The organism is Mycobacterium sp. E1214, assembly GCF_001666755.1.
Taxonomy (GTDB): domain Bacteria; phylum Actinomycetota; class Actinomycetes; order Mycobacteriales; family Mycobacteriaceae; genus Mycobacterium.
Genome location: NZ_LZJC01000082.1, coordinates 103,609 through 125,054, shown reverse-complemented (window position 1 = coordinate 125,054; position 21,446 = coordinate 103,609). Strand labels below are relative to the sequence as shown.

At 69.0% G+C, this 21,446-nt stretch carries 18 protein-coding genes; all 18 read right to left on the bottom strand.

What is annotated here, in order from left to right:
* Nucleotides 1-9: 9 nt before the first annotated feature.
* The 18 genes from rpmA to tig all read right to left on the bottom strand — a co-directional run bounded on the left by rpmA (nucleotide 10) and on the right by tig (nucleotide 21,430).
* Nucleotides 10-264, bottom strand: a complete 255-nt coding sequence (gene rpmA, locus A5700_RS10135) for a 50S ribosomal protein L27 (RefSeq protein ID WP_068073294.1) — start codon at nucleotides 262-264, stop codon at nucleotides 10-12.
* A 47-nt stretch (nucleotides 265-311) separates the two neighbouring features.
* The gene (rplU, locus tag A5700_RS10130) at nucleotides 312-623 is read right to left on the bottom strand and encodes a 50S ribosomal protein L21 (protein WP_068073296.1); all 312 of its coding nucleotides are present in this window, start codon (nucleotides 621-623) and stop codon (nucleotides 312-314) included.
* A gap of 215 nt (nucleotides 624-838) precedes the next feature.
* Nucleotides 839-3,775 carry an Rne/Rng family ribonuclease gene (locus A5700_RS10125; RefSeq protein ID WP_082966227.1) on the bottom strand — a complete coding sequence of 979 codons (2,937 nt, stop codon included), beginning with the start codon at nucleotides 3,773-3,775 and terminating at the stop codon, nucleotides 839-841.
* 318 nt (nucleotides 3,776-4,093) lie between these two features.
* Nucleotides 4,094-4,504 carry a nucleoside-diphosphate kinase gene (gene ndk, locus A5700_RS10120; RefSeq protein ID WP_068073300.1) on the bottom strand — a complete coding sequence of 137 codons (411 nt, stop codon included), beginning with the start codon at nucleotides 4,502-4,504 and terminating at the stop codon, nucleotides 4,094-4,096.
* Between the two features lie 56 nt (nucleotides 4,505-4,560).
* Nucleotides 4,561-4,908 (bottom strand): DUF4233 domain-containing protein, encoded by a 348-nt coding sequence (locus A5700_RS10115; protein WP_068073302.1) that lies wholly within the window; start codon nucleotides 4,906-4,908, stop codon nucleotides 4,561-4,563.
* Nucleotides 4,905-6,380 (bottom strand): folylpolyglutamate synthase/dihydrofolate synthase family protein, encoded by a 1,476-nt coding sequence (locus A5700_RS10110; protein WP_068073304.1) that lies wholly within the window; start codon nucleotides 6,378-6,380, stop codon nucleotides 4,905-4,907. The genes A5700_RS10115 and A5700_RS10110 overlap by 4 nt, the downstream gene beginning before the upstream one ends.
* Nucleotides 6,377-9,046: a valine--tRNA ligase gene (locus tag A5700_RS10105; RefSeq protein WP_068073306.1), complete on the bottom strand. Its 2,670-nt coding sequence runs from the start codon at nucleotides 9,044-9,046 to the stop codon at nucleotides 6,377-6,379. Before A5700_RS10105 ends, A5700_RS10110 begins: the two co-directional genes overlap by 4 nt.
* A gap of 63 nt (nucleotides 9,047-9,109) precedes the next feature.
* On the bottom strand, nucleotides 9,110-10,372 hold the full coding sequence (locus A5700_RS10100) for a trans-acting enoyl reductase family protein (RefSeq protein WP_068204693.1): 1,263 nt from the start codon (nucleotides 10,370-10,372) through the stop codon (nucleotides 9,110-9,112).
* A gap of 118 nt (nucleotides 10,373-10,490) precedes the next feature.
* Nucleotides 10,491-10,949 carry a transglycosylase family protein gene (locus A5700_RS10095; RefSeq protein WP_068070024.1) on the bottom strand — a complete coding sequence of 153 codons (459 nt, stop codon included), beginning with the start codon at nucleotides 10,947-10,949 and terminating at the stop codon, nucleotides 10,491-10,493.
* 589 nt (nucleotides 10,950-11,538) lie between these two features.
* Nucleotides 11,539-11,733 carry a hypothetical protein gene (locus tag A5700_RS26075; protein WP_156671172.1) on the bottom strand — a complete coding sequence of 65 codons (195 nt, stop codon included), beginning with the start codon at nucleotides 11,731-11,733 and terminating at the stop codon, nucleotides 11,539-11,541.
* 72 nt (nucleotides 11,734-11,805) lie between these two features.
* A complete protein-coding gene (gene mobA, locus A5700_RS10090; RefSeq protein WP_068070022.1) occupies nucleotides 11,806-12,414 on the bottom strand; it encodes a molybdenum cofactor guanylyltransferase in 609 nt (202 codons plus the stop codon).
* Nucleotides 12,415-12,428: 14 nt separating this feature from the next.
* On the bottom strand, nucleotides 12,429-13,550 hold the full coding sequence (locus A5700_RS10085; RefSeq protein WP_197502829.1) for a 2-oxoacid:ferredoxin oxidoreductase subunit beta: 1,122 nt from the start codon (nucleotides 13,548-13,550) through the stop codon (nucleotides 12,429-12,431).
* Nucleotides 13,551-13,578: 28 nt separating this feature from the next.
* A complete protein-coding gene (locus A5700_RS10080; protein ID WP_156671179.1) occupies nucleotides 13,579-15,534 on the bottom strand; it encodes a 2-oxoacid:acceptor oxidoreductase subunit alpha in 1,956 nt (651 codons plus the stop codon).
* A gap of 230 nt (nucleotides 15,535-15,764) precedes the next feature.
* Nucleotides 15,765-17,003, bottom strand: coding sequence for an MFS transporter (locus A5700_RS10075; RefSeq protein ID WP_068204691.1), 1,239 nt, complete (start codon nucleotides 17,001-17,003; stop codon nucleotides 15,765-15,767).
* 19 nt (nucleotides 17,004-17,022) lie between these two features.
* Nucleotides 17,023-18,303, bottom strand: a complete 1,281-nt coding sequence (clpX, locus tag A5700_RS10070; protein ID WP_064953001.1) for an ATP-dependent Clp protease ATP-binding subunit ClpX — start codon at nucleotides 18,301-18,303, stop codon at nucleotides 17,023-17,025.
* 327 nt (nucleotides 18,304-18,630) lie between these two features.
* Entirely contained in the window at nucleotides 18,631-19,275 is a 645-nt protein-coding gene (clpP2, locus tag A5700_RS10065) for an ATP-dependent CLP protease proteolytic subunit ClpP2 (protein WP_068204688.1), read from the bottom strand.
* A complete protein-coding gene (locus A5700_RS10060) occupies nucleotides 19,272-19,862 on the bottom strand; it encodes an ATP-dependent Clp protease proteolytic subunit (protein WP_068070012.1) in 591 nt (196 codons plus the stop codon). Before A5700_RS10060 ends, clpP2 begins: the two co-directional genes overlap by 4 nt.
* 128 nt (nucleotides 19,863-19,990) lie before the next feature.
* Entirely contained in the window at nucleotides 19,991-21,430 is a 1,440-nt protein-coding gene (tig, locus tag A5700_RS10055; RefSeq protein WP_068070010.1) for a trigger factor, read from the bottom strand.
* Nucleotides 21,431-21,446: the final 16 nt, after the last annotated feature.

Below are 21,446 nucleotides of genomic sequence, written 5' to 3'. Positions count from 1 at the left end.
TCGCGAAGTTCAGACCTGGGGCGTGATGTTGACGGTCTTGCGTCCGCGCTTGATACCGAACTCGACGGCGCCGGCCGCCTTGGCGAACAGCGTGTCGTCGCCCCCGCGGCCGACGTTGAGGCCCGGATGGAACTTGGTGCCGCGCTGCCGGACGATGATCTCGCCCGCCTTAACGATCTGACCGCCGAATCGCTTCACGCCCAGCCGTTGCGCGGCGGAGTCGCGACCGTTGCGCGAGCTGGATGCGCCCTTTTTGTGTGCCATATCTGTGCTCTCCGCTCAGTGGTGTCTGTTGGAAGCCTGACGGCTCATCACGCGATGCCGGTGACCTTCAGGACCGTCAGCGGCTGACGGTGACCCTGACGCTTGTGGTAGCCGGTCTTGTTCCGGAACTTGTGGATGCGGATCTTGGGGCCCTTGGTGTGCTCGAGCACCTCGCCGGTGACCGCGACCTTCGCCAGCGCGGCGGCGTCGCTGGTGACGTTGGCGCCGTCGACGACCAGGGCGACGGGCAGCGATACGTTCGAGCCCGGCTCGGAGTCGAGCTTCTCGACCTTGACCACGTCTCCGACGGCGACCTTGTACTGCTTGCCGCCCGTCTTGACGATTGCGTAGGTCGCCATTGCTGCTCCTGCCTTCTCTGTGTCTGCGCCGCTCGGTCGCGCTCGCGCGCGCACCGACCGCAGTGCGCGTGGTGGGTCTTGGGGCGCGGGCCTGCGCCGATTGCTCGGGAGTCCCGCTGTCGCCGGCCGGAAGGGTTGCTCGCCCAGCCTAACGACAACTGTCCAAGGGTACGTGACCAGCGGCTACAGAATCAAACTGGCACGTGGGTCCGGCGTCAGTCGACGTGGATGGGTGGGCCCGCCGGCCGGCCGGCCGCGCGGCGGCGGGGGCGCCCGAACGCCGAGCCGCCCGCAGCCGGGCGAGCGCCGTTGCCCGAATCGTCGGGGTCGTCGTCCAGGTCATCCTCGTCGGAGTCGTCCTCGTCGGCGTCGTCGTCATCTTCGTCGTCGTCCGCGTCGGAGTCGTCCAGGTCGTCGACCTCGTCGAGGTCGTCGTCGGAGTCGTCGTCATCGGAGTCGTCGAGGTCGTCGTCCTCGTCGGAGTCGTCCTCGTCGTCCAGCTCGTCCTCAGCATCCTCGTCGGAGTCTTCAGAGTCCTCGTCGGACTCGTCGAAGTCGGCGTCGACGAGGCCGGCGGGCCGCTTCGGCTCGTCGAGGTCGTCGGCGATCTCGTCGGTGGCGTCGGAGTCCTCGTCCTCGCGGTCGGCCGGGCCGGACGAGCCGGCGGCCATGGCCTTGAACATCGGGTGCTCGCCGGGGGCGTGCGTGGGCACCTTGGCGACGGCCGGCTGATCCGACGGCTCCTCGGCCCGGTTCTTCTTGGAGCGCCGGCCGCGGCGCCCGCCCGACTCGGACTTGCGCCCGTTCGACGGGGCCGAGTCCACCGGGTCGGCGTGCAGCAGGATGCCACGCCCGGCACAGTGCGGGCACGAGGTCGAGAAGGCCTCGATCAGGCCGGTGCCCAGCCGCTTGCGGGTCAGCTGCACCAGGCCCAGCGAGGTGACCTCGGAAACCTGGTGGCGGGTGCGGTCGCGGGCCAGCGACTCGGTCAGCCGCCGCAGCACCAGGTCGCGGTTGGACTCGAGCACCATGTCGATGAAGTCGATGACCACGATGCCGCCGATGTCGCGCAGCCGCAGCTGGCGGACGATCTCCTCGGCCGCCTCGAGGTTGTTCTTGGTGACGGTCTGCTCGAGGTTGCCGCCGGACCCGGTGAACTTCCCGGTGTTCACGTCGACCACCGTCATCGCCTCGGTGCGGTCGATCACCAGGGTACCGCCCGACGGCAGCCACACCTTGCGGTCCATCGCCTTGGCCAGTTGCTCGTCGATGCGGTGCACCGCGAACACGTCCGGCCCCGGCGCGCCGTCCGGACCGGCCGGCGGCTCGTACTTCTCCAACTTCGAAACAAGTTCGGGCGCAACGGAATTGACGTAGTCGTTGATGGTGGTCCAGGCGTCGTCACCGGAGACCACCAGCCCGGCGAAGTCCTCGTTGAACAGGTCGCGAATGACCTTGACCAGCACGTCGGGCTCCTCGTAGAGGGCCACGGCGGCGCCGGCGGCCTTCTCCTTGACCTCGATGGCCTTGGCCTCGATCTGCTTCCAGCGCTCCTGCAGGCGGGTGACGTCGGTGCGGATGCCGTCCTCTTTGACGCCCTCGGACGCGGTGCGGATGATCACCCCGGCGTCCGACGGCACCACCTCGCGCAAGATGTCCTTGAGCCGCTGCCGCTCGGTGTCGGGCAGCTTGCGGCTGATCCCCGTCGACGACGCCCCCGGCACGTACACCAGGTACCGGCCGGCCAGCGACACCTGGGTGGTCAGCCGGGCGCCCTTGTGGCCCACCGGATCCTTGCTGACCTGCACCACGACGTAGTCGCCGGGCTTGAGCGCCTGCTCGATCTTGCGGTCCGATCCGCCGAGGCCCGCGGCCTCCCAGTTGACCTCGCCGGCGTACAGGACGCCGTTGCGGCCGCGGCCGATGTCGACGAACGCGGCCTCCATCGACGGCAGCACGTTCTGCACGATGCCGAGGTAGATGTTGCCCACCAGCGACGCCGAAGCGGCCGAGGTGACGAAGTGCTCCACCACGATGCCGTCCTCGAGCACGGCGATCTGGGTGTACCGCGAGCCCTGATGGGGCGGTTCGGTGCGAACCCGGTCGCGGACCACCATGACCCGTTCGACGGCCTCGCGGCGGGCCAGGAATTCGGCCTCGGTGAGGACGGGCGGGCGGCGCCGGCCGGCGTCGCGCCCGTCGCGGCGCCGCTGCCGCTTGGCCTCCAGCCGGGTGGAGCCGTCAATGCCCTTGATCTCGGCGTTGGAGCTGCCGCCGGAATCGTCGCCCCTCTTGCCACCGCGGGGCGCCCGCTCGTGCACCACCGTGTTCGGGGGGTCGTCGGGCGAGGAGTTGTCGTCGCTGTCGTCGGCGGCGCCGGACTTGCGGCGGCGCCGCCGGCGCCGACGCCGGCTGGCGCCGTCGGACGAACCGTCGTCACCGGCGTCGTCGCCCTCGTCGGAGTCCTGGCCGTCGTCGCCCTCGTCGGCGTCGTGGCCGTCGGCGTCCTCGGCGTCGGTACGGCCCGCCCTCTGGCCCCGCTGCTGCGGTTCGTCGTCGTCCGCCCCGTCGGGTCCGCCCTGCTCGCCGCGCCCGCGGCCGCGGCCCCGGCGACCCCGCCGACGCCGCCGGTTGGCCGGTCGGTCGGCCTGTTCCTCGTCGTCGTCGTCATCGTCGGCATCGTCGGAATCGGAATCCGCGTCGACGTCCTCGCCCCCGCGGGCGCCCGGGCCCGTCTCGATCGGCTGCGGCGCGACGAAGAGCGGCATGTAGTGCGGGCGCTCGGCGGCGGTCGCGCCCCCCTCGGCGCTGTCCGGGGTGTCACCGGCGGGGGTCTCGAGCAGCAGCCGGGACTCCGGCTCTTCCACCGCGTCGCTGCCGGCGGCCCGCGTGGCCACGTCGGAGTTCGCGGCCCCCGGGTCGCCGTGCGACTGATCGGCGGCCAGCAGGTCACGCACCCGGACCGCGTCCTCGCGGTCCACGCTGGAATGGGCGCTACGGATGCGCCCGTCGAGCGCGCTCAGCGCGTCCAGCACGCGCTTGCTGGTCGTTCCCAGCGTGCGCGCCAGCGAATGGACTCTCAGGCGGTCGGGCAGTTCCTCGTGCCGAGTCGGGTCTTGGGATGAGTCTGCGGATGGGGCACCGTCTACCACGTATTCTCCTCAAGCCCCCGGGCGCGTCGTTGCGACGCGGCCACGCGAGGGCTTCGCTATGGGTCCGGGCCACTTCTCCCGGACTTGTGATGGTCTCGCCCCGAGAGGTTCGGGTAGAACGCACTCGGCGCCGTGCTGAATGACGGCTTGACATGCGGCGCACCACCGCGAGCTGGCGGTAGTCGCGCTTGTCTAAGTCTTCATTCGGGTGTCCGACACCGGTCCGGCGACGTTCACCCGTCATCAGTATCCCACATCACCTCGCGAGCTCCGCCAATACCGAGCTCACGGGCGTGCTGGGCGGGTTTTTCGGCGGTGTTACGCGCCGGGGAACCAGAGCTCGATTTCGCGCCGCGCGGACTCGGGCGAGTCGGAGCCGTGCACCAAGTTGAACTGGGTTTCCAGGCCCAAGTCGCCGCGAATCGTGCCGGGTGCTGCCTTCTCGACGGGGTCGGTCGCGCCGGCGAGCTGCCGGAACGCCGCGATCGCGCGGGGGCCCTCGACGATCGCCGCCACCACCGGGCCGGACGTGATGAACTCCAGCAACGACCCGAAGAAGGGCTTGCCGTCGTGCTCGGCGTAGTGCTGCGCGGCCAGGTCTTCGGTGACGCGGCGCAGTTCCAGCGCGGCCAGGGTCAGGCCCTTGCGCTCGATGCGGCCGACGATCTCCCCCACCAGCTGGCGCTGCACGCCGTCCGGCTTGATCAGTACCAGCGTCCGTTCGGTCACGGCGCACAGCGTACATAACCGCGCGGCGACCCGCGCTGCGCCGATCTAGCCTTGGCCTAGCCCTGGCGGCGCCGCACCTCGGCCCTGAAGTAGGCGATCAGCGCCCACAACCCGGTGAACAGCACACCGATGATGCCCACGCCGGGATACAGCGCGAACCCGGCCAGCAACAGCACCTGCACGCCCAGATTGACCCAGATCGCCCACGGTTTGCGCTGCACCCCGCCCAACAGCACGAGCAGCGCGGCGAGGCCGATCAGGTAGCTCAGCGACAGCGACGTCAGGCCGCCGCCGACCGCGCCCACCACCGGGATCGCCAGCAGCACCACGATGGCCTCCAGGAACAACGTGGCGGCCATCACGGCGGCGAAGCTGCGCCACGGGTCGGGTCGCTGCTCCGTCATTCGGGATCACGCCCGAACAGGGTGCGCGCCGCCCCCGCGGTGACCACCGAGCCCGTGATCACGATTCCGGTGCCGGAGAAGCGCTCGGCGTGACCTGCCACGGCGGCCTCGTCGACCAGGGCGGTCGCCACGTCGATGGCGTCGCGCAGGTTCTCGGCGGTGCTGACCCGCTCGGGGCCGAAGCGCGCCGCGGCCGCCACCCCCAGCGCCTCGACGTCCAGCGCCCGGGGCGACCCGTTATGGGTCACGACCACCGCGTCGAAGACCGGTTCCAGCGCGGCGAGAATGCCGTCGACGTCCTTATCGGCCATCACGCTGAGCACGCCGACGAGGTAACGGAAGTCGAATTCCTCGGCCAGGGTCTGCGCCAGCGCCGCCGCCCCGGCCGGGTTGTGGGCGGCGTCGGCGAACACCGTCGGTGCGCTGCGCAGGCGTTCCAGCCGGCCCGGGCTGGTAGCGGCGGCGAAGCCGGCGCGGACCGCGTCGACGTCGAGCTGGCGCTGGGCGCCCGCGCCGAAGAACGCCTCGACCGCCGCCAGCGCCAGGGCGGCGTTGTGCGCCTGGTGCTCGCCGTGCAGCGGCAGGAAGACGTCGGGATACACCCCGCCCAGGCCCTGCAGCGTCAGCAGTTGTCCGCCGATCGCCACCTGGCGGCTCAACACCGCGAATTCGGAGTCCTCGCGCGCGACGGCGGCGTCGGCCGCGACGGCCTGGCTCAGCAGCACCTCCATCACCTCCGGCGCCTGCCGGGCGATGACGGCAACGGTGTCAGGGGCGCCGGCCGGCGCCCGGGTGATGATCCCGGCCTTCTCGGCCGCGATGCCGGCGAGGTCGTCGCCCAGGTACTCCACGTGGTCGATGCCGATCGGGGCGATCACGGCCACCGGCGCGTTGACCACGTTGGTGGCGTCCCAGCGCCCGCCCATGCCGACCTCGACGACGGCAACGTCGACGGGCGCGTCGGCGAACGCCGCGAAGGCCATCGCGGTGAGGACCTCGAACTTGCTCATCGCCGGGCCGGGCTCGCCGAGGGCGCCGGCCTGCGACTGCTCGTCGACCATCTGCACGAACGGCTCGATCTCCCGGTAGGTCGCCACGTACTGGGCAGGGGTGATGGGACGCCCGTCGATGGCGATGCGCTCCACCGCCGACTGCAGGTGCGGGCTGGTGGTGCGGCCGGTGCGCCGATGCAACGCGGTGACCAGCGCGTCGACCATGCGCGCCACCGACGTTTTGCCGTTGGTGCCGGCGATGTGGATCGACGGATACCCCCGTTGCGGCGAGCCCAGCAGGTCCAGCACCGCGTTGATGCGGGTCAGGCTCGGCTCGATCTTGGTCTCCGGCCAGCGCTGGTCCAGCAGGTGCTCGACCTGCAACAGCGACGCGATTTCGTCCGGGGTGGGGGCGGCGGCCGGCTCTGGGCCGGGTTCGGATTCGATGTCCGGTGCCCACTCGGGCGGCTCGAAAGTCATTGCAGCCCAGCCAGCCTCGCGTTGATCCGGTCTGATTCCTCCTGCGCCACCCGCTGCCGGTCGCGAATCTTGCCGACGACGTGGTCGGGGGCCTTGGCCAGGAAGTCCTCGTTGGCCAGCTTGGCGGTGGTCGACGCCAGCTCCTTGTGCGCGACGGCCAGGTCCTTCTCCAGGCGGCGCCGCTCGGCGGCGACGTCGATGGTGCCGGAGGTGTCGATTTCGACGACGACGGTGCGGTCCGTGTCGGGCCCGAGCCGGACCTCCAGCGACACCGACGGCCGGAAGTCCGGGCCCGGTTCGGTCAGCCAGGCCAGGGAGGTGACGGCCGCGACCTGACCGCTCAGGTCGGCGTCCTGCATCCCCGCCAGCCGGGCGGGCACCTTCTGCCGGTCGGCCAGGCCCTGGTCACTGCGGAACCGGCGGACCTCGGTGACCAACTTCTGCATGTCCGTGATCCGTTGCACCGCAATCCGATCCGGCTCGACGCCCGACGCCGTCGGCCACTCGGCGACGACCAGCGATTCCAGACCGGCCTCCTGGCGGGTCAGGGCCTGCCACAGCGCCTCGGTGAGGAACGGGATGACCGGGTGCAGCAAGCGCAACAGGGTGTCGAGCACCGCGGCCAGCACGGCGGTGGTGTGCGCCGCGCCGTCGGCGAGTTGGGTCTTGGCCAGTTCGAGGTACCAGTCGCAGAACTCGTCCCACGCGAAGTGGTAGAGCGCCTCGCAGGCCCGGCTGAACTCATAGCCGTCGAATGCCGAATCGACCTCGGCCCGAACCTCTTCCAGCCGGCCCAGGATCCAGCGGTCGGCATCGGTCAACTCGGCGTGCGGCGGCAACGGAGCCAACCGCGCGCCGTTGAGCAGGGCGTAGCGGGTGGCATTGAACAGCTTGGTGCCGAAGTTCCGGGACGCGCGCACCGCATCCTCGCCGACGGCCAGATCGCCGCCGGGACTGGCGCCGCGGGCCAGCGTGAACCGCAGCGCGTCGGCGCCGAAGGCCTCCATCCAGTCCAGTGGGTCGACGACGTTGCCCTTGGACTTGCTCATCTTGCGGCCGAATTCGTCGCGGATGAGCCCGTGCAGGAAGACGTCGGTGAAGGGCACCTGCGGGCCGCGGCGACCGTCGGAGGTGATCGCCGGGTCGTCGCCGACGAAGGTGCCGAACATCATCATCCGGGCCACCCAGAAAAACAAAATGTCATATCCGGTCACCAGAACGCTTGTCGGATAGAACTTTTCGAGTTCCGGCGTCCGCTCCGGCCAGCCCAGCGTGGAGAACGGCCACAACCCCGAGGAGAACCAGGTGTCGAGCACGTCGGGGTCCTGCTCCCAACCCTCGGGAGGCGTCTCGTCGGGGCCGACACAACGCTGTTCGCCGTTGGGCCCGTACCAGATCGGGATGCGGTGGCCCCACCACAGCTGTCGCGAGATGCACCAGTCGTGCATGTTGTCCACCCACGCGAACCAGCGCGGCTCCAGGCTGGCCGGGTGAATCACGGTGTCGCCGTTGCGCACCGCGTCGCCGGCGGCCTTGGCCAGCGATTCGACGCGGACCCACCATTGCAGCGACAGCCGCGGTTCGATCGGCTCGCCGCTGCGCTCGGAGTGCCCGACGCTGTGCAGATAGGGCCGCTTCTCGGCGACGACGCGGCCCTGCGCGGCCAGCTCTTCGCGCACGGCGACCCGCGCCTCGAACCGGTCCATGCCGTCGAATCGCGTTCCGGTGTCCACGATCCGGCCTTTGGTGTCCATGATCGAGATCATCGGAAGTTGATAGCGTAGGCCGATCTCGAAGTCGTTGGGGTCGTGCGCGGGCGTGACTTTGACAGCGCCCGTGCCGAATTCGGGGTCGACGTGCGCGTCGGCGACGATGATCAGCTCGCGGTCGACGAAGGGGTGCGCCAAGGTCTGCCCGACGAGGTGGCGATACCGCTCGTCGTCGGGATGCACCGCGATGGCGGTGTCCCCGAGCATCGTCTCGACCCGCGTGGTGGCGACGACGATGTGCGGTTCTGAATCGTCGAGCGAGCCGTACCGGAACGACACCAGTTCGCCTTCGACCTCGTCGTAGGTGACCTCGATGTCCGACAGCGCGGTCTCGAGCACCGGCGACCAGTTGACCAGTCGCTCGGCCCGGTAGATCAGCCCCGCGTCGTACAGGCGCTTGAAGATCGTCCGCACCGCCCGCGACAGACCCTCGTCCATCGTGAACCGGTCCCGGCTCCAGTCGACACCGTCGCCGAGCCGGCGCATCTGGCCGCTGATCGCGCCGCCGGACTCGCGTTTCCAGTCCCACACCTTGTCGATGAACAGTTCGCGGCCGAAGTCCTCTTTGGTCTTGCCGTCGACGGCGAGCTGCCGTTCCACCACGCTTTGGGTCGCGATGCCGGCGTGGTCCATGCCCGGCTGCCACAGCACCTCATATCCCTGCATCCGTTTGCGGCGGGTCAGGGCGTCCATCATGGTGTGCTCCAGGGCGTGGCCCATGTGCAGGCTGCCGGTCACGTTCGGCGGCGGCAGCACGATCGAATACCCGGGCTTGGCGCTGGTCGGGTCAGCCGTGAAGTACCCCGCGTCCAGCCAACTCTGGTAGATGGCGCCTTCGGCCGCCGCGGGATCCCACGACTTGGGCAGGTCGATGTCGGGGCTGGGGCTGGCGGTCACCCGTCAATTCTAGGGAGGGCCGTTTACCCCCGTGTAAGTGCCCGAAAGCGCAGGTGAGCCAGGTCACTCGGCCAGACGGTCGACCCGCAGTGACACACCGGCCGACGGGAACCGGTCCAGCAGGGCGTCGCCCATGGCGGCCGCCGGGGTCAGCACGCCATGCAGGTCGGGAAGCTTGTCGCGATCCAGGGCGAGCGTCAGGCCCGACTCCCCCAGCAGGACCGAGGTGGCCTTGTAGCCGGGGTCGCCGCGCTGTTCCATGCGCGCGACGTAGCGCGCGCCGGTGGTCGTGGTGGTGTAGGTCTCGATGCGGTAGTAGCCGCGCTCGCGGGCCTGGGCGCTGGGGCCGGTGCCGGGCTTGGGGAGGATGCGCTCGACCAATTTGCGGGGCAGCAGGCGGAAGTACCGGCTGCCCAGCCCGAAGGTGGCGCCGCCGATCCCCGTCATCGCGGCGGACGCGACGGGCGCCAACACCGGCGAGGAACCCAGGCTCATGCTCTCGCTGTAGCGGAACTGCCGGCCGTAGGACCAGTCGAGCAAGGCGTTACTGCGCCGCACGATGCGGGTGTTGTAGGGCGCCATGACGAAACCGGCCGTCCACAGGCCCGCCAACTCGGGCGCGATCTTGCGGCCGCGACGCCACGGCAGGTCGGGCTGGGACCCGAGGTCGGGCTCGGCGCTGCGGTCGGTGCTCAGCGTGTAGGGGTCGGCGAGCTGCCGGCGGGCGTCGGGGTCGCTGGAGGCGGTGCTGAGCACCTCCACCATGGAGGCCACGGTGCCACCGGAGACCCCGCCGGAGAACGACCGCAGGACCAGGTCGGTTTCGGCCAGCTCCCCCGCCTCGTCGTCGCGGACCGCGCGGTAGAGGCCGTACACGCTGAGATCCGACGGGATGGAATCGAAGCCGCAGGCGTGCACGATCCGCGCGCCGGTGTCGGCGGCCTGCTTGTGATAGAGGTCGATGCTGTCGCGCACGAACATCGCCTCGCCGGTCAGGTCGGCGTAGTCGGTGCCGGCCGCGGCGCACGCGGCCACCAGCGGCAGCCCGTAACGGGTGTACGGGCCGACCGTGGTGACGACGACCTGGGTGCGCGCGGCCATTTCGTCCAACGTCGACGGCGACGCCGCGTCGGCCTGCAGCAGCGGCCAGGATTGCGCGGACTCGCCCAGGGTGTCGCGGACGGCCCGCAGCCGGTCGGTCGATCGGCCGGCCAACGCGATGCGGGCCTGTGGCGCCTTGTTCGCCAGATAGTCGGCGGTCAGTTTCCCGACGAACCCGGTCGCTCCGTACAGCACTATGTCGAATTCGCGCGGCGTTGCGGTCACGGGCCCGACGCTACCCGACGCCTGAGACGCCGATCCGCGCAGCGAAGAAGCGCCGGGCCCGAGGGCCCGGCGCTTCTTTCCAACAGATGACGGCCATGCCGTCGGATGGCGACGCAGGTCAGCCGCGGCGGCCGCAGACCGGCCAGGCGTGGATGCCCTGCGAGTGCAGCACGTTCTCGGCCACCCGGATCTGCTCCTCGCGGCTCGCGCTCGCCGGCGAGCCCGACCCGCCGTTGGCGTGCCACGTGCTCGAGGTGAACTGCAGACCACCGGAGAAACCGTTGCCGGTGTTGATTCCCCAGTTACCGCCCGACTCGCACTGCGCGATGGCGTCCCAGTTCACGCTGTACGCCCTGATCGGGGCCGGCGGCGGGGCGTCGGGGCCCGGCGGCGGGGCGTCCGGAGCCGGCGGCGGCGGAGCGTCCGGGGCCGGGGGCGGCGGAGCGTCCGGTGCCGGTGCGGCGGGCGCCACATTCGGGTCGAAACCGACCGGCTCCGCGCTGGCGGTGGCCGATGGGATGGTCACGAGGGTGCCCGTGACCGCGGCGAGAATGAGCGTCTTGCGGACGTTCTTCAATATCTTTCCTTTCGCGGTGCGCGCGCCAAAGCAAGCCCACCGTGGTGGGCTGAAGTTGTGTGGTTACTGCGGAAGGGTGCTTCGGGACGTGCCTTCTCGTTCCGGCACGGCAGCGGCGGGCTCATTGCCCAGCGGGTAGTTACCCAGCGGCCATGGTCGGATACAGCCGACCGCGGCGCCGCTCACACGCGAGTTCCGTGGATTCAATTGTCGATTACTCATCGGTAACCCGTTTCGGGCTACCAGGGACCGTACGAGACGGCGCGCCGTCCGTCATCTTCGGAAAACCGACGTCTCGTTTCGGTAACGGCGTGATCACGACGCAATACCAAGGTAATTCGCGCAGGTCAGTCCCACCTTTTCGGACAGGCGGCGCGGATAAACCTTTTGACTTAACCGTGACTCGAATCACGGCCTTTTTGTGAGGTGGCACACGTTTAGCGGCGGCGCTGTCGGCGCCGGACGGCCGCGACACGAATTCGCCACTGCGGGAACGAAACCGGCGCAGCATAGCGGATGGGGTTGGGATCGGCCGGGTGCCACGCCCGGGCAAGCGACCGGACCGCGCGTCGAATAAGGATGGGCCGAGTCACTTTTCACCACCGACGCGGTTGCCGGCGCGATCTAAGTCAAACCAATTGATAAACAACACTTTTCGACCTATCAGCAGTGAAACTTGTTGTTTCTCTGCACTTTCCGGAGGCTGCCGCTCACGGATGCCAAAGAAATACCTGACAGCGGAACGCGTTCCGCAACAATGGATTACAAGCGCGAACGGCACCACGGCGTCACGATGCCGGGTGTCCGGAGGAGTGAAAAACCACCTGCTAAGAGAGCGGGCGGCGCGCAGAGAACGCTAGCCCTGCGGCTGGGCCAGGGCGCGCAACTCGGCCTCGGTGTTGACGTTGGTCAACGCCCGGGATTCCGCGGTCACGATGCGCTGGGTGTCCGAGGCGTCGGCCAGCGCGCGCATCTTGCGCTCACCGGCGGCGACCAGCGCGTCGACCCGGTCGGCAAGGTCGGTCCGATACACCGCGGCCAGGTAGTGGTCCTGACCGTCCCACGGCAGGACGACGTCGGCGCCGGTCTCCAGAGCCCGCCGGGTCAAGTCGTCGATGAGCTCGGCGACCAGGAAGGGCATGTCGACCGCGCAGACGAAGGCGAGCTGCGCGCCGGCGTCGGCGGCGGCCCGCAGCGCCCGGCCCGTGGCGGGCAGCGGCCCGAGTCCACGCAGCTCGTCGCGCAGCACGCGGGCGTTCAGCTCCGGTAGCGGTTGGCCCTGCGCGGCCATCACAAACACGGGATCGCAACGCTGGCTGAGGATCTCGACGACCCGCTCGACCATGGTGCCGGCCTGCGAGCCCGCGAAGGGCGCCGGCAGCGGGAGGCAGGCCTTGTCACGGCCCATCCGTCGTGAGGCGCCGCCGGCGAGTACCACCCCGGCGAGCGAGACTGCGTCGGCCACGATTCGGCTCCCTCTTAGTCGACGGTCCAGGTGTCGCGGCCGCGCAGCAGGGACTGCAGGGCGGCGGCGTCGTGCGGGGTCGAGGCCTGCGCGGCTTGCAGCTGCGAGCGGGCGGCGTCGTCGTAGGTGGGTCGGCTCACGTTGCGGAAGATGCCCAGCACGGTGTGCTCGAGGTTCTGATCGGACAGCCGCGACAACGCGAACGCGTAGGCCGAGTCGTCGGCATGCGCGTCGTGCACCACGATCTCGTCGACGGAGACGTCGGCCGTCTTGGCCACGTCGAGCCCGAAACCCGAACGGACGACGCAGTATTCGCCGTCGGCGCCGAAGGTGATCGGCTCGCCGTGGCGGATGTTGATCACCCGCTCCTCGGCGCCCTCCTTGCGCAGCGCGTCGAACGAACCGTCGTTGAAGATCGGGCAGTCCTGCAGGATCTCGACGACCGCGGCGCCGCGGTGACCGGCCGCCGCGCGCAGCACCTCGGTCAGGCCGGCGCGGTCGGAGTCCAGTGCGCGGCCCACGAACGTCGCCTCGGCGCCCAGAGCCAACGACACCGGGTTGAACGGGTGATCCAGCGAACCCATCGGCGTCGACTTGGTGACCTTGCCCACCTCGGAGGTCGGCGAATACTGGCCCTTGGTCAGCCCGTAGATGCGGTTGTTGAACAGCAGGATGGTGATGTTGACGTTGCGGCGCAACGCGTGGATCAGGTGGTTGCCGCCGATCGAGAGCGCGTCGCCGTCGCCGGTGACCACCCATACCGACAGATCCTCGCGGGCCAGCGCCAGGCCGGTGGCGATGGCGGGGGCGCGGCCGTGGATCGAGTGGAAGCCGTAGGTCTCCAGGTAGTACGGGAACCGGCTCGAGCAGCCGATGCCGCTGATGAACACGATGTTCTCGCGGCGCAGCCCGAGGTCGGGCAGGAAGTTGCGGATGGTGTTGAGGATGACGTAGTCACCGCAGCCCGGGCACCAGCGCACCTCCTGGTCGCTGGTGAAGTCTTTGGCCTTCTGCGGCTGGTCCTCGGCCGACAAGGTCGGGACGCCGTCGTTCTTGGTCAGTCTGGCGGTCAAGCCGAGGTCTGCACCGATCAGGTCAGTCACGAGCGCCGCTCCTCTCCCCCGTAAGCGGGTAATGCCCCCCGTGCGCGGTCACCGGCGCGCGTCATGCGCCGGCTCCCACCGTCGCGGCCGCCATCCGGGCGACCATGGCCTTGTCGTTCTCGATCTCCGCCAGCGTGCCGCCGAGCGCGGCGCGGATGACGCGCCCGATCTCGTCGGCCAGGAACGCGACGCCCTGCACCTTGCTGACGGACTGCACCTCGACGAGGTACTTGCTGCGCAGCAGCATGGCCAGCTGGCCGAGGTTCATCTCCGGCGCCACCACCTGCGGGTAGCGGCGCAGCACCTCACCGAGGTTGGCCGGGAACGGGTTGAGATAACGCAGGTGCGCGTGCGCCACCTTGATGCCCTTGCGCCGGGCGCGCCGGCAGGCCTCACCGATGGGCCCGTAGGAGCTGCCCCACCCGATCAGCAGCAGCTCGGCGTCGCCGGTGGGGTCGTCGACCTCCAGGTCGGGCACGGCAATGCCGTCGATCTTGGCCTGCCGCAGCCGCACCATCAGGTCGTGGTTGACCGGCTCGTAGGAGATGTTGCCCGAGCCGTTGGCCGCCTCCAGCCCGCCGATGCGGTGTTCCAGGCCGGGGGTGCCGGGCACCGCGAATTGGCGGGCCAGCGTCTCGGGGTCGCGGGCGTAGGGCTGGAACGGCTCGTCGGGCTTGGCGAAGACGTGCTTGATGGGCTCCAGATCGGCGACGTCCGGAATGCGCCACGGCTCCGAGCCGTTGGCGATCGCGCCGTCCGACAGCACGATCACCGGCGTGTGGTAGGACACCGCGATCCGTGCGGCCTCGATGGCGGTGGCGAAGCAGTCCGACGGCGACCGCGGCGCCAGGACCGCCACCGGCGACTCACCGTTGCGGCCGTAGAGGGCCTGCAGCAGGTCGGCCTGTTCAGTCTTGGTGGGCAGGCCGGTGGATGGGCCGCCGCGCTGCACGTCGATGACCAGCAACGGCAGCTCGGTCATGACGGCCAGCCCGAGCGCCTCCGACTTCAGCGACACCCCGGGGCCCGACGTGCTGGTGACGCCGAGCGCCCCGCCGTAGGACGCGCCCAGCGCGGCGCAGATGCCGCTGATCTCGTCCTCGGCCTGGAAGGTGAGCACATTGAAGTTCTTGTGTTTGGACAGCTCGTGCAGGATGTCCGACGCCGGAGTGATGGGGTAGCTGCCCAGCACCACCTGGATGCCGGCGAGCTGGCCGGCCGCCACGATGCCGTAGGCCAGCGCGGTGTTACCCGAGATCTGCCGGTACTCGCCGGACGGCAGAGTCGCCCGGGACACCTCGTAAGTGGTACCGAAAGCCTCGGTCGTCTCGCCGTAATTCCAGCCGGCCTTCAGCGCCAGCACGTTCGCCTCGGCCACGTCGGGCTTGCGGGCGAACTTCTCCCTGATGAACTTCTCGCTGGTCTCGATGGGCCGGCCGTACATCCACGACAGCAGGCCGAGCGCGAACATGTTCTTGGCGCGCTGGCCGTCCTTCTTGGAGGCGCCGATCGTTTCGACGGCACCGAGCGTCAAGGTGGTCATCGCGACGGAATGCACGACGTAGTCGGACAACTCGTCGGTCTCGAGCGGGTTCGCGACGTAACCCACCTTCGTCAGGTTGCGCTTGGTGAACTCGTCGGAGTTGGCGATCACCATGCCGCCGCGCGGCAGGTCCCCGATGTTGGCCTTGAGCGCCGCCGGGTTCATCGCGACGAGGACGTCGGGGCGATCCCCCGCCGTCAGGATGTCGTAATCGGCGATCTGGATTTGGAAGGAGGACACGCCGGGCAGCGTGCCTGCCGGCGCCCGGATCTCGGCGGGATAGTTCGGCTGGGTGGCCAGGTCGTTGCCGAAAAGCGCTGCCTCGGAAGTGAACCGGTCGCCGGTGAGCTGCATGCCGTCGCCGGAGTCCCCGGCGAAGCGAATGACGACTTGTTCCAGGCGCTGACGGCCGGATCCGTTGCGAGAAGCCCCATTCTGAGAATCAGACCCGGCTCCGCTGCCGTTCGGATCCACGTATCCGCCCTCCATTGGTTAACCGGACAGGCACTCCGCGTAGCTTCAGATTACGCGCCGTGGAAGTGACGCCTCGGCCCTTACGGTTTTATGTCACTGGCGGTACCAATTATGGCACTTCTTTAAGGTGTCTATGGACATCTCTTACCCGCAACGCGCGGTCAATATCGCCGTAAAACCCGAAGTCAGCGACCCGAAGCGGATCAGACCATACAAAGCTGTGTTGTTGATCACGTCGGCGCCGCGGCCGCGACCGGCTGCCGACTCGGCGCCGTCTCTGGCATGGCGAACAGGTACAGCAGGAAGCCCGCACCGGCGAGGGCGCCGAGGAACGCAAACGCGGCGTCGTAGCCCGCGGCAACCACGATCGCGCCCGCGACGAGGTTGGACACCGCGGCGCCCACGCCCGTCGCGGCGGTGACCGCGCCGAGGCTGACGTTGAAGCGGCCGCTGCCGTGCGTGACGTCTTGCACGACGAGCGGAAACAGCGCGCCGAAGATCCCCGCTCCCACGCCGTCCAGCAGTTGCACCCCGACCAGCCAGTACGGGTCGTCGGAGAGCGTGTAGAGAAACCCGCGGGCGGTGAGCACCGCGAAGCCGAGCAGGAAAATCCGTTTGCGCCCCCAACTGTCGGCCTTCGCGCCGGCGAGGTAGGCCACCGGGACCATCACCAGCTGGGCCGCCACCACACACCCGGCCATCAACGCGGTGCCGACGTCCTTATTGTGCAGGGCGAGCAACTGCCCGACCAGCGGCAGCATTGCCGCGTTGGCGAAGTGGAAGGCGATCACGGTGACCGCGAACACCATGAGCCTGCGGTTGCGCAACACCGTCAAGAGCCGCGACGGCGTCTCGTGTGATTTCCCGGGTTCCAGCCCGCGGGCGGCATCGTGGTCCACCGGGTCGGCCGGGATGCGCAGCGTCGCGACCACGCTGGCCGCCGCCATGGCCGCGAGCACCCAGAACACCACGACCGGCCCGAAGAGGTAGGCCAGGCCGCCGGTGAGGGCCGCCGCCGACGCGTTGCCCGCGTGGTTAAACGACTCGTTGCGCCCGATCCGCCGCGCGAAGCGCCGCTGCCCCACCAGACCCAACGTGAGCGCGGCCAGCGCGGGGGCGAAGACGGAACCGGCGATCCCGGTGAGCACCTGCAGCACCGAGATGGCCGTCAGGTTCGGAAACACCGGCATTGCCAGCGAGCCTGCGGTGACCGTCACCGCGGCGGCGACGAGCAACGCGCGCTTGGCCGTGCTCCTGTCGACCAGGGCGCCGGCGGGTGCCTGCGCGACGATCGCGCCGATCCCGCCGACCGCCATCACGAAACCGATGGACGCCTGGTCCCAGTGGTGCGCCAGCAGCAGGTAGACCGACAGGTACGGGCCCAGGCCGTCGCGGACGTCGGCCAGCAGAAAGTTGACCAGGTCCAGCGACCGCGCCACGCGGCGCGGTACGGCGTCGCTGGCGTTCAGGGTCGCGCGGGTGGGTTAGTTAGGCGCTCTTGTCGCGACGCTCGCTGCGCGACGGCTTGCGCGGCACGATGGTCGGCAACACGTTGTCCTGGACGGTCTCCTTGGTCACTACGACCTTGGCGACGTCGTCGCGGCTCGGGATGTCGTACATCACCGGCAGCAGGACCTCTTCCATGATCGCGCGCAGGCCGCGGGCGCCGGTACCCCGGTGGATCGCCTGGTCGGCGATCGCTTCGAGCGCGTCGTCGGTGAACTCGAGCTCCACGTTGTCCATCTCGAAGAGCCGGGTGTACTGCTTCACCAGCGCGTTCTTCGGCTCGGACAGGATCTTGACCAGCGACTCGCGGTCCAGGTTGGTCACCGACGCGACCACCGGAAGACGGCCGATGAACTCGGGGATCAGGCCGAACTTGATCAGGTCCTCCGGCATGACCTCGGCGAAGTGGTCGGTGGTGTCGATCTCGGCCTTCGAGCGCACCTCGGCGCCGAAGCCCAGACCCCGCTTGCCGACCCGCTCGTAGATGATCTTCTCCAGGCCGGCGAACGCACCCGCGACGATGAACAGCACGTTGGTGGTGTCGATCTGGATGAACTCCTGGTGCGGGTGCTTGCGGCCGCCCTGCGGGGGCACCGACGCCTGGGTGCCCTCCAGGATCTTCAGCAGGGCCTGCTGCACGCCCTCGCCGGAGACGTCGCGGGTGATCGACGGGTTCTCGCTCTTGCGGGCGATCTTGTCGACCTCGTCGATGTAGATGATGCCGGTCTCGGCGCGCTTGACGTCGTAGTCGGCGGCCTGGATCAGCTTGAGCAGGATGTTCTCGACGTCCTCGCCGACGTAGCCGGCCTCGGTCAGCGCCGTGGCGTCGGCGATGGCGAACGGGACGTTGAGCATCTTGGCCAGCGTCTGCGCCAGGTAGGTCTTGCCGCAGCCCGTCGGGCCCAGCATGAGGATGTTGGACTTGGTCAGCTCGACCGGCTCGTGCCGGGAGTCGCGACCCTTTTCGCCGGCCTGGATCCGCTTGTAGTGGTTGTAGACGGCCACGGCGAGCGTCCGCTTGGCGGTGTCCTGCCCGATGACGTAGCCCTCGAGGAACTCCCGGATCTCGATCGGCTTGGGAAGCTCGTCGAGCTTCACGTCGTCGGCGTCCGCGAGCTCCTCTTCGATGATCTCGTTGCACAGGTCGATGCATTCATCGCAGATGTACACACCGGGGCCAGCAATGAGTTTCTTGACCTGCTTCTGGCTCTTCCCGCAGAACGAGCACTTCAGCAGGTCCCCGCCGTCTCCGATGCGCGCCATGGTGCCTCAGGGCCTACTTCCTGTTTCGCCGTTGGTCTTGCAGTCCCACATGTATTCACCGACGCTACCCGCTTAATTGGGCCCTACGCGACCATTAACGCCGAATCGCGCCGGTGATATTCATGCCGTCCGTCCGGATGAAAGCTCGTCCGTCTGGATGAAACATATCGCCAGATGGCGCCCGTCACTCGCGAAAGACGTGCTTTGCATGTCGTTGGCGTGTCGCGCCGGTGGCGCGACACGCGCGGACCCCGGCAACCCACCCTACAGCGACCGACAACGCGGGACCCGTCTATCGAGACGGGCCCGGGCGCCGTCCGGTCGCGCCTAAGCGGTCTGCGCGGACAGCTTCCGGTACTCCAGCACGGTGTCGATGATCCCGTAGTCCTTGGCCTCTTCGGCCGTCAGGATCTTGTCCCGATCGGTGTCCTTACGGATGACCGATGCGTCCTTGTTGGTGTGACGCGCCAGGGTGGTCTCCATCAGCGTGCGCATCCGCTCGATCTCGGCGGCCTGGATCTCCAGGTCGGAGAACTGCCCCTGGATGACGCCCTGCAGCGACGGCTGGTGGATCAGGACGCGGGCGTTGGGCAGCGCCATGCGCTTGCCGGGCGTGTCGGCGGTCAGCAGCACCGCCGCGGCCGACGCGGCCTGCCCCAGGCACACCGTCTGGATGTCGGCGCGCACGTACTGCATGGTGTCGTAGATCGCCATCAGCGAGGTGAACCCGCCACCGGGCGAGTTGATGTACATCGTGATGTCGCGGTCGGGGTCCAGCGACTCGAGCACCAGCAACTGGGCCATGATGTCGTTCGCCGAGGCGTCGTCGACCTGGACGCCGAGGAAGATGATGCGCTCCTCGAACAGCTTGTTGTACGGGTTGGATTCCTTGACGCCGAAGCTGGAGTGCTCGATGAACGACGGCAGGATGTAGCGCGCCTGCGGCTGGGTTTCGGGACGCTGGGAACTCATCGGGCTTCTCCATTGGTGATGTGGGCGGCGCGGGTGATGATGTGGTCGACGAAGCCGTACTCCAGCGCTTCCTGCGCGGTGAACCAGCGGTCGCGGTCGGAGTCCGCCTCGATGCGCTCGATCGATTGGCCGGTGAACTCGGCGTTGAGCCGGAACATTTCCTTCTTGATGACGTGGAACTGCTCGGCCTGGATGGCGATGTCCGCCGCGCTACCGGTGACCCCGCCCAACGGCTGGTGCATCAGGATGCGGGCGTGCGGCAGCGCGAAGCGCTTGCCCTTGGTGCCCGCCGCCAACAGGAATTCGCCCATGGAAGCGGCCATGCCCATCGCGTAGGTCGCGATGTCACAGGGCGCCAGCACCATGGTGTCGTAGATCGCCATGCCGGCGCTGATCGATCCGCCGGGTGAGTTGATGTAGAGGTTGATGTCCTTGTCGCCGTCCTCGGCGGCGAGCAGCAGAATCTGCGCGCACAGCCGGTTGGCGACCTCGTCGTTCACTTCCGAACCCAGGAAGATGATGCGCTCGGAGAGCAAGCGCTCATAGACCGAGTCCGTGAGGTTGAGGCCCACGGAGTTCGAACGCATGTCAGTCACGACTGGGTTACCTGCTTTCTGTCAGTTCTGTAATCACGACACTAACCAACGGCGCCCGACGTTTCGCGGCCACGCACCCCCAGAAGCGGGCGCGTTCGCTCACAGCGTCACGGCGTGGATCATTCCGCCGCGTCGGCGGCTTGGATGGCGTCTTCGGCGGCGGCTTCCGCGTCTTCGATCGCGCCTTCGGCGTCTTCGTCGGCGCCGTCCTCGAGGTCACCGACCCCCTCGGGCGCCCCACGGTTGCCGAAGAACTCGTCGGTGTCGATGGCGTTGCCGGCCGTATCGGTGACGGTCGCGGCCTGAATCACCGCCGCGATGGCCAGACCGCGGCGCACGTCGGCGAACATGGCCGGCAGCTGGTTGTTCTCCTGCAGGTAGGCCACCAGCTGCTGCGGCTCGATGCCGTACTGCCGGGACGTCATCAGCAGGCGCTCGGTCAGGTCGTCCTGGCCCACCTGGACGTCGAGGTCGTCGGCCAGCGTGTCCAGCAGCAGCTGGCGCTTGACGTCGGTCTCCGCGGCGGTGCGGGTTTCGGTCTCGAACTCCTCGCGGGACTTGCCCTGCTGGGCCAGCACCTCGGCGAGCTTGGCCTCGTCATGGTCGAGGCCGTGCAGCGCGCCGTGCAGGGCGCTGTCGACCTGAGCCTTGACGATCGCCTCCGGCAGCGGGATGTCGACCTGCTCGAGCAGCGTGTCGATGGCGGCCTCGCGGATCTGCTCGGCCTGCTGGGCGCTCTTGGTCCGGCGGACCTGGTCGCGCAGGTTGGAACGCAGCTCGTCGATGGTGTCGAATTCGCTGGCGAGCTGGGCGAACTCGTCGTCGGGCTCGGGCAGCTCGCGCTGCTTGATCGACTTGACCGTGACGGTGACCTGCGCGTCCTTGCCGGCGTGCTCCCCCGTCGCCAACTGGGCGGTGAACTCGCGCGACTCGTCGACGGACAGGCCCACCAGCGCCTCGTCGAGACCCTGGATCAGCCGGCCGGAGCCCACCTCGTGCGACAACCCTTCGGCGGCGGCGCCGGGCACCTCCTCGCCGTCGATGGTGGCCGACAGGTCGATGGAGACGAAGTCGCCGTCGGCGACCGGCCGGTCCACCCCGGTCAGCGTGCCGAAGCGGGCCCGCAGGTTGTCCAGCTCCGCGTCGACGTCGGCGTCGCTGACCTCGATGGGGTCCACCGAGATGGTGAGCGTGGCCAGGTCCGGCAGGACGAGCCGCGGGCGGACGTCGACCTCGGCGGTGAAGGCCAGCTCCTCGCCGTACTCCTTCTTGGTCACCTCGATCTCGGGCTGGCCCAGCGGCTGCACCTCGGACTCCGCTACGGCCTGGCCGTAGCGGGCCGGCAACGCGTCGTTGACCACCTGGTCGAGCAGCGCCTCCCGGCCGAAACGGGCCTCCAGCAACTTGGCCGGCGCCTTGCCGGGCCGGAATCCGGGCAACCGCACCTGCCGGGCGAGCTCCTTGTAGGCGCGCTGAAAGTCGGGCTCGAGCTCGGCGAAGGGAACCTCCACGTTGATGCGCACCCGGGTGGGGCTCAACTGCTCGACAGTGCTCTTCACGGAAATGCTCCTCGGT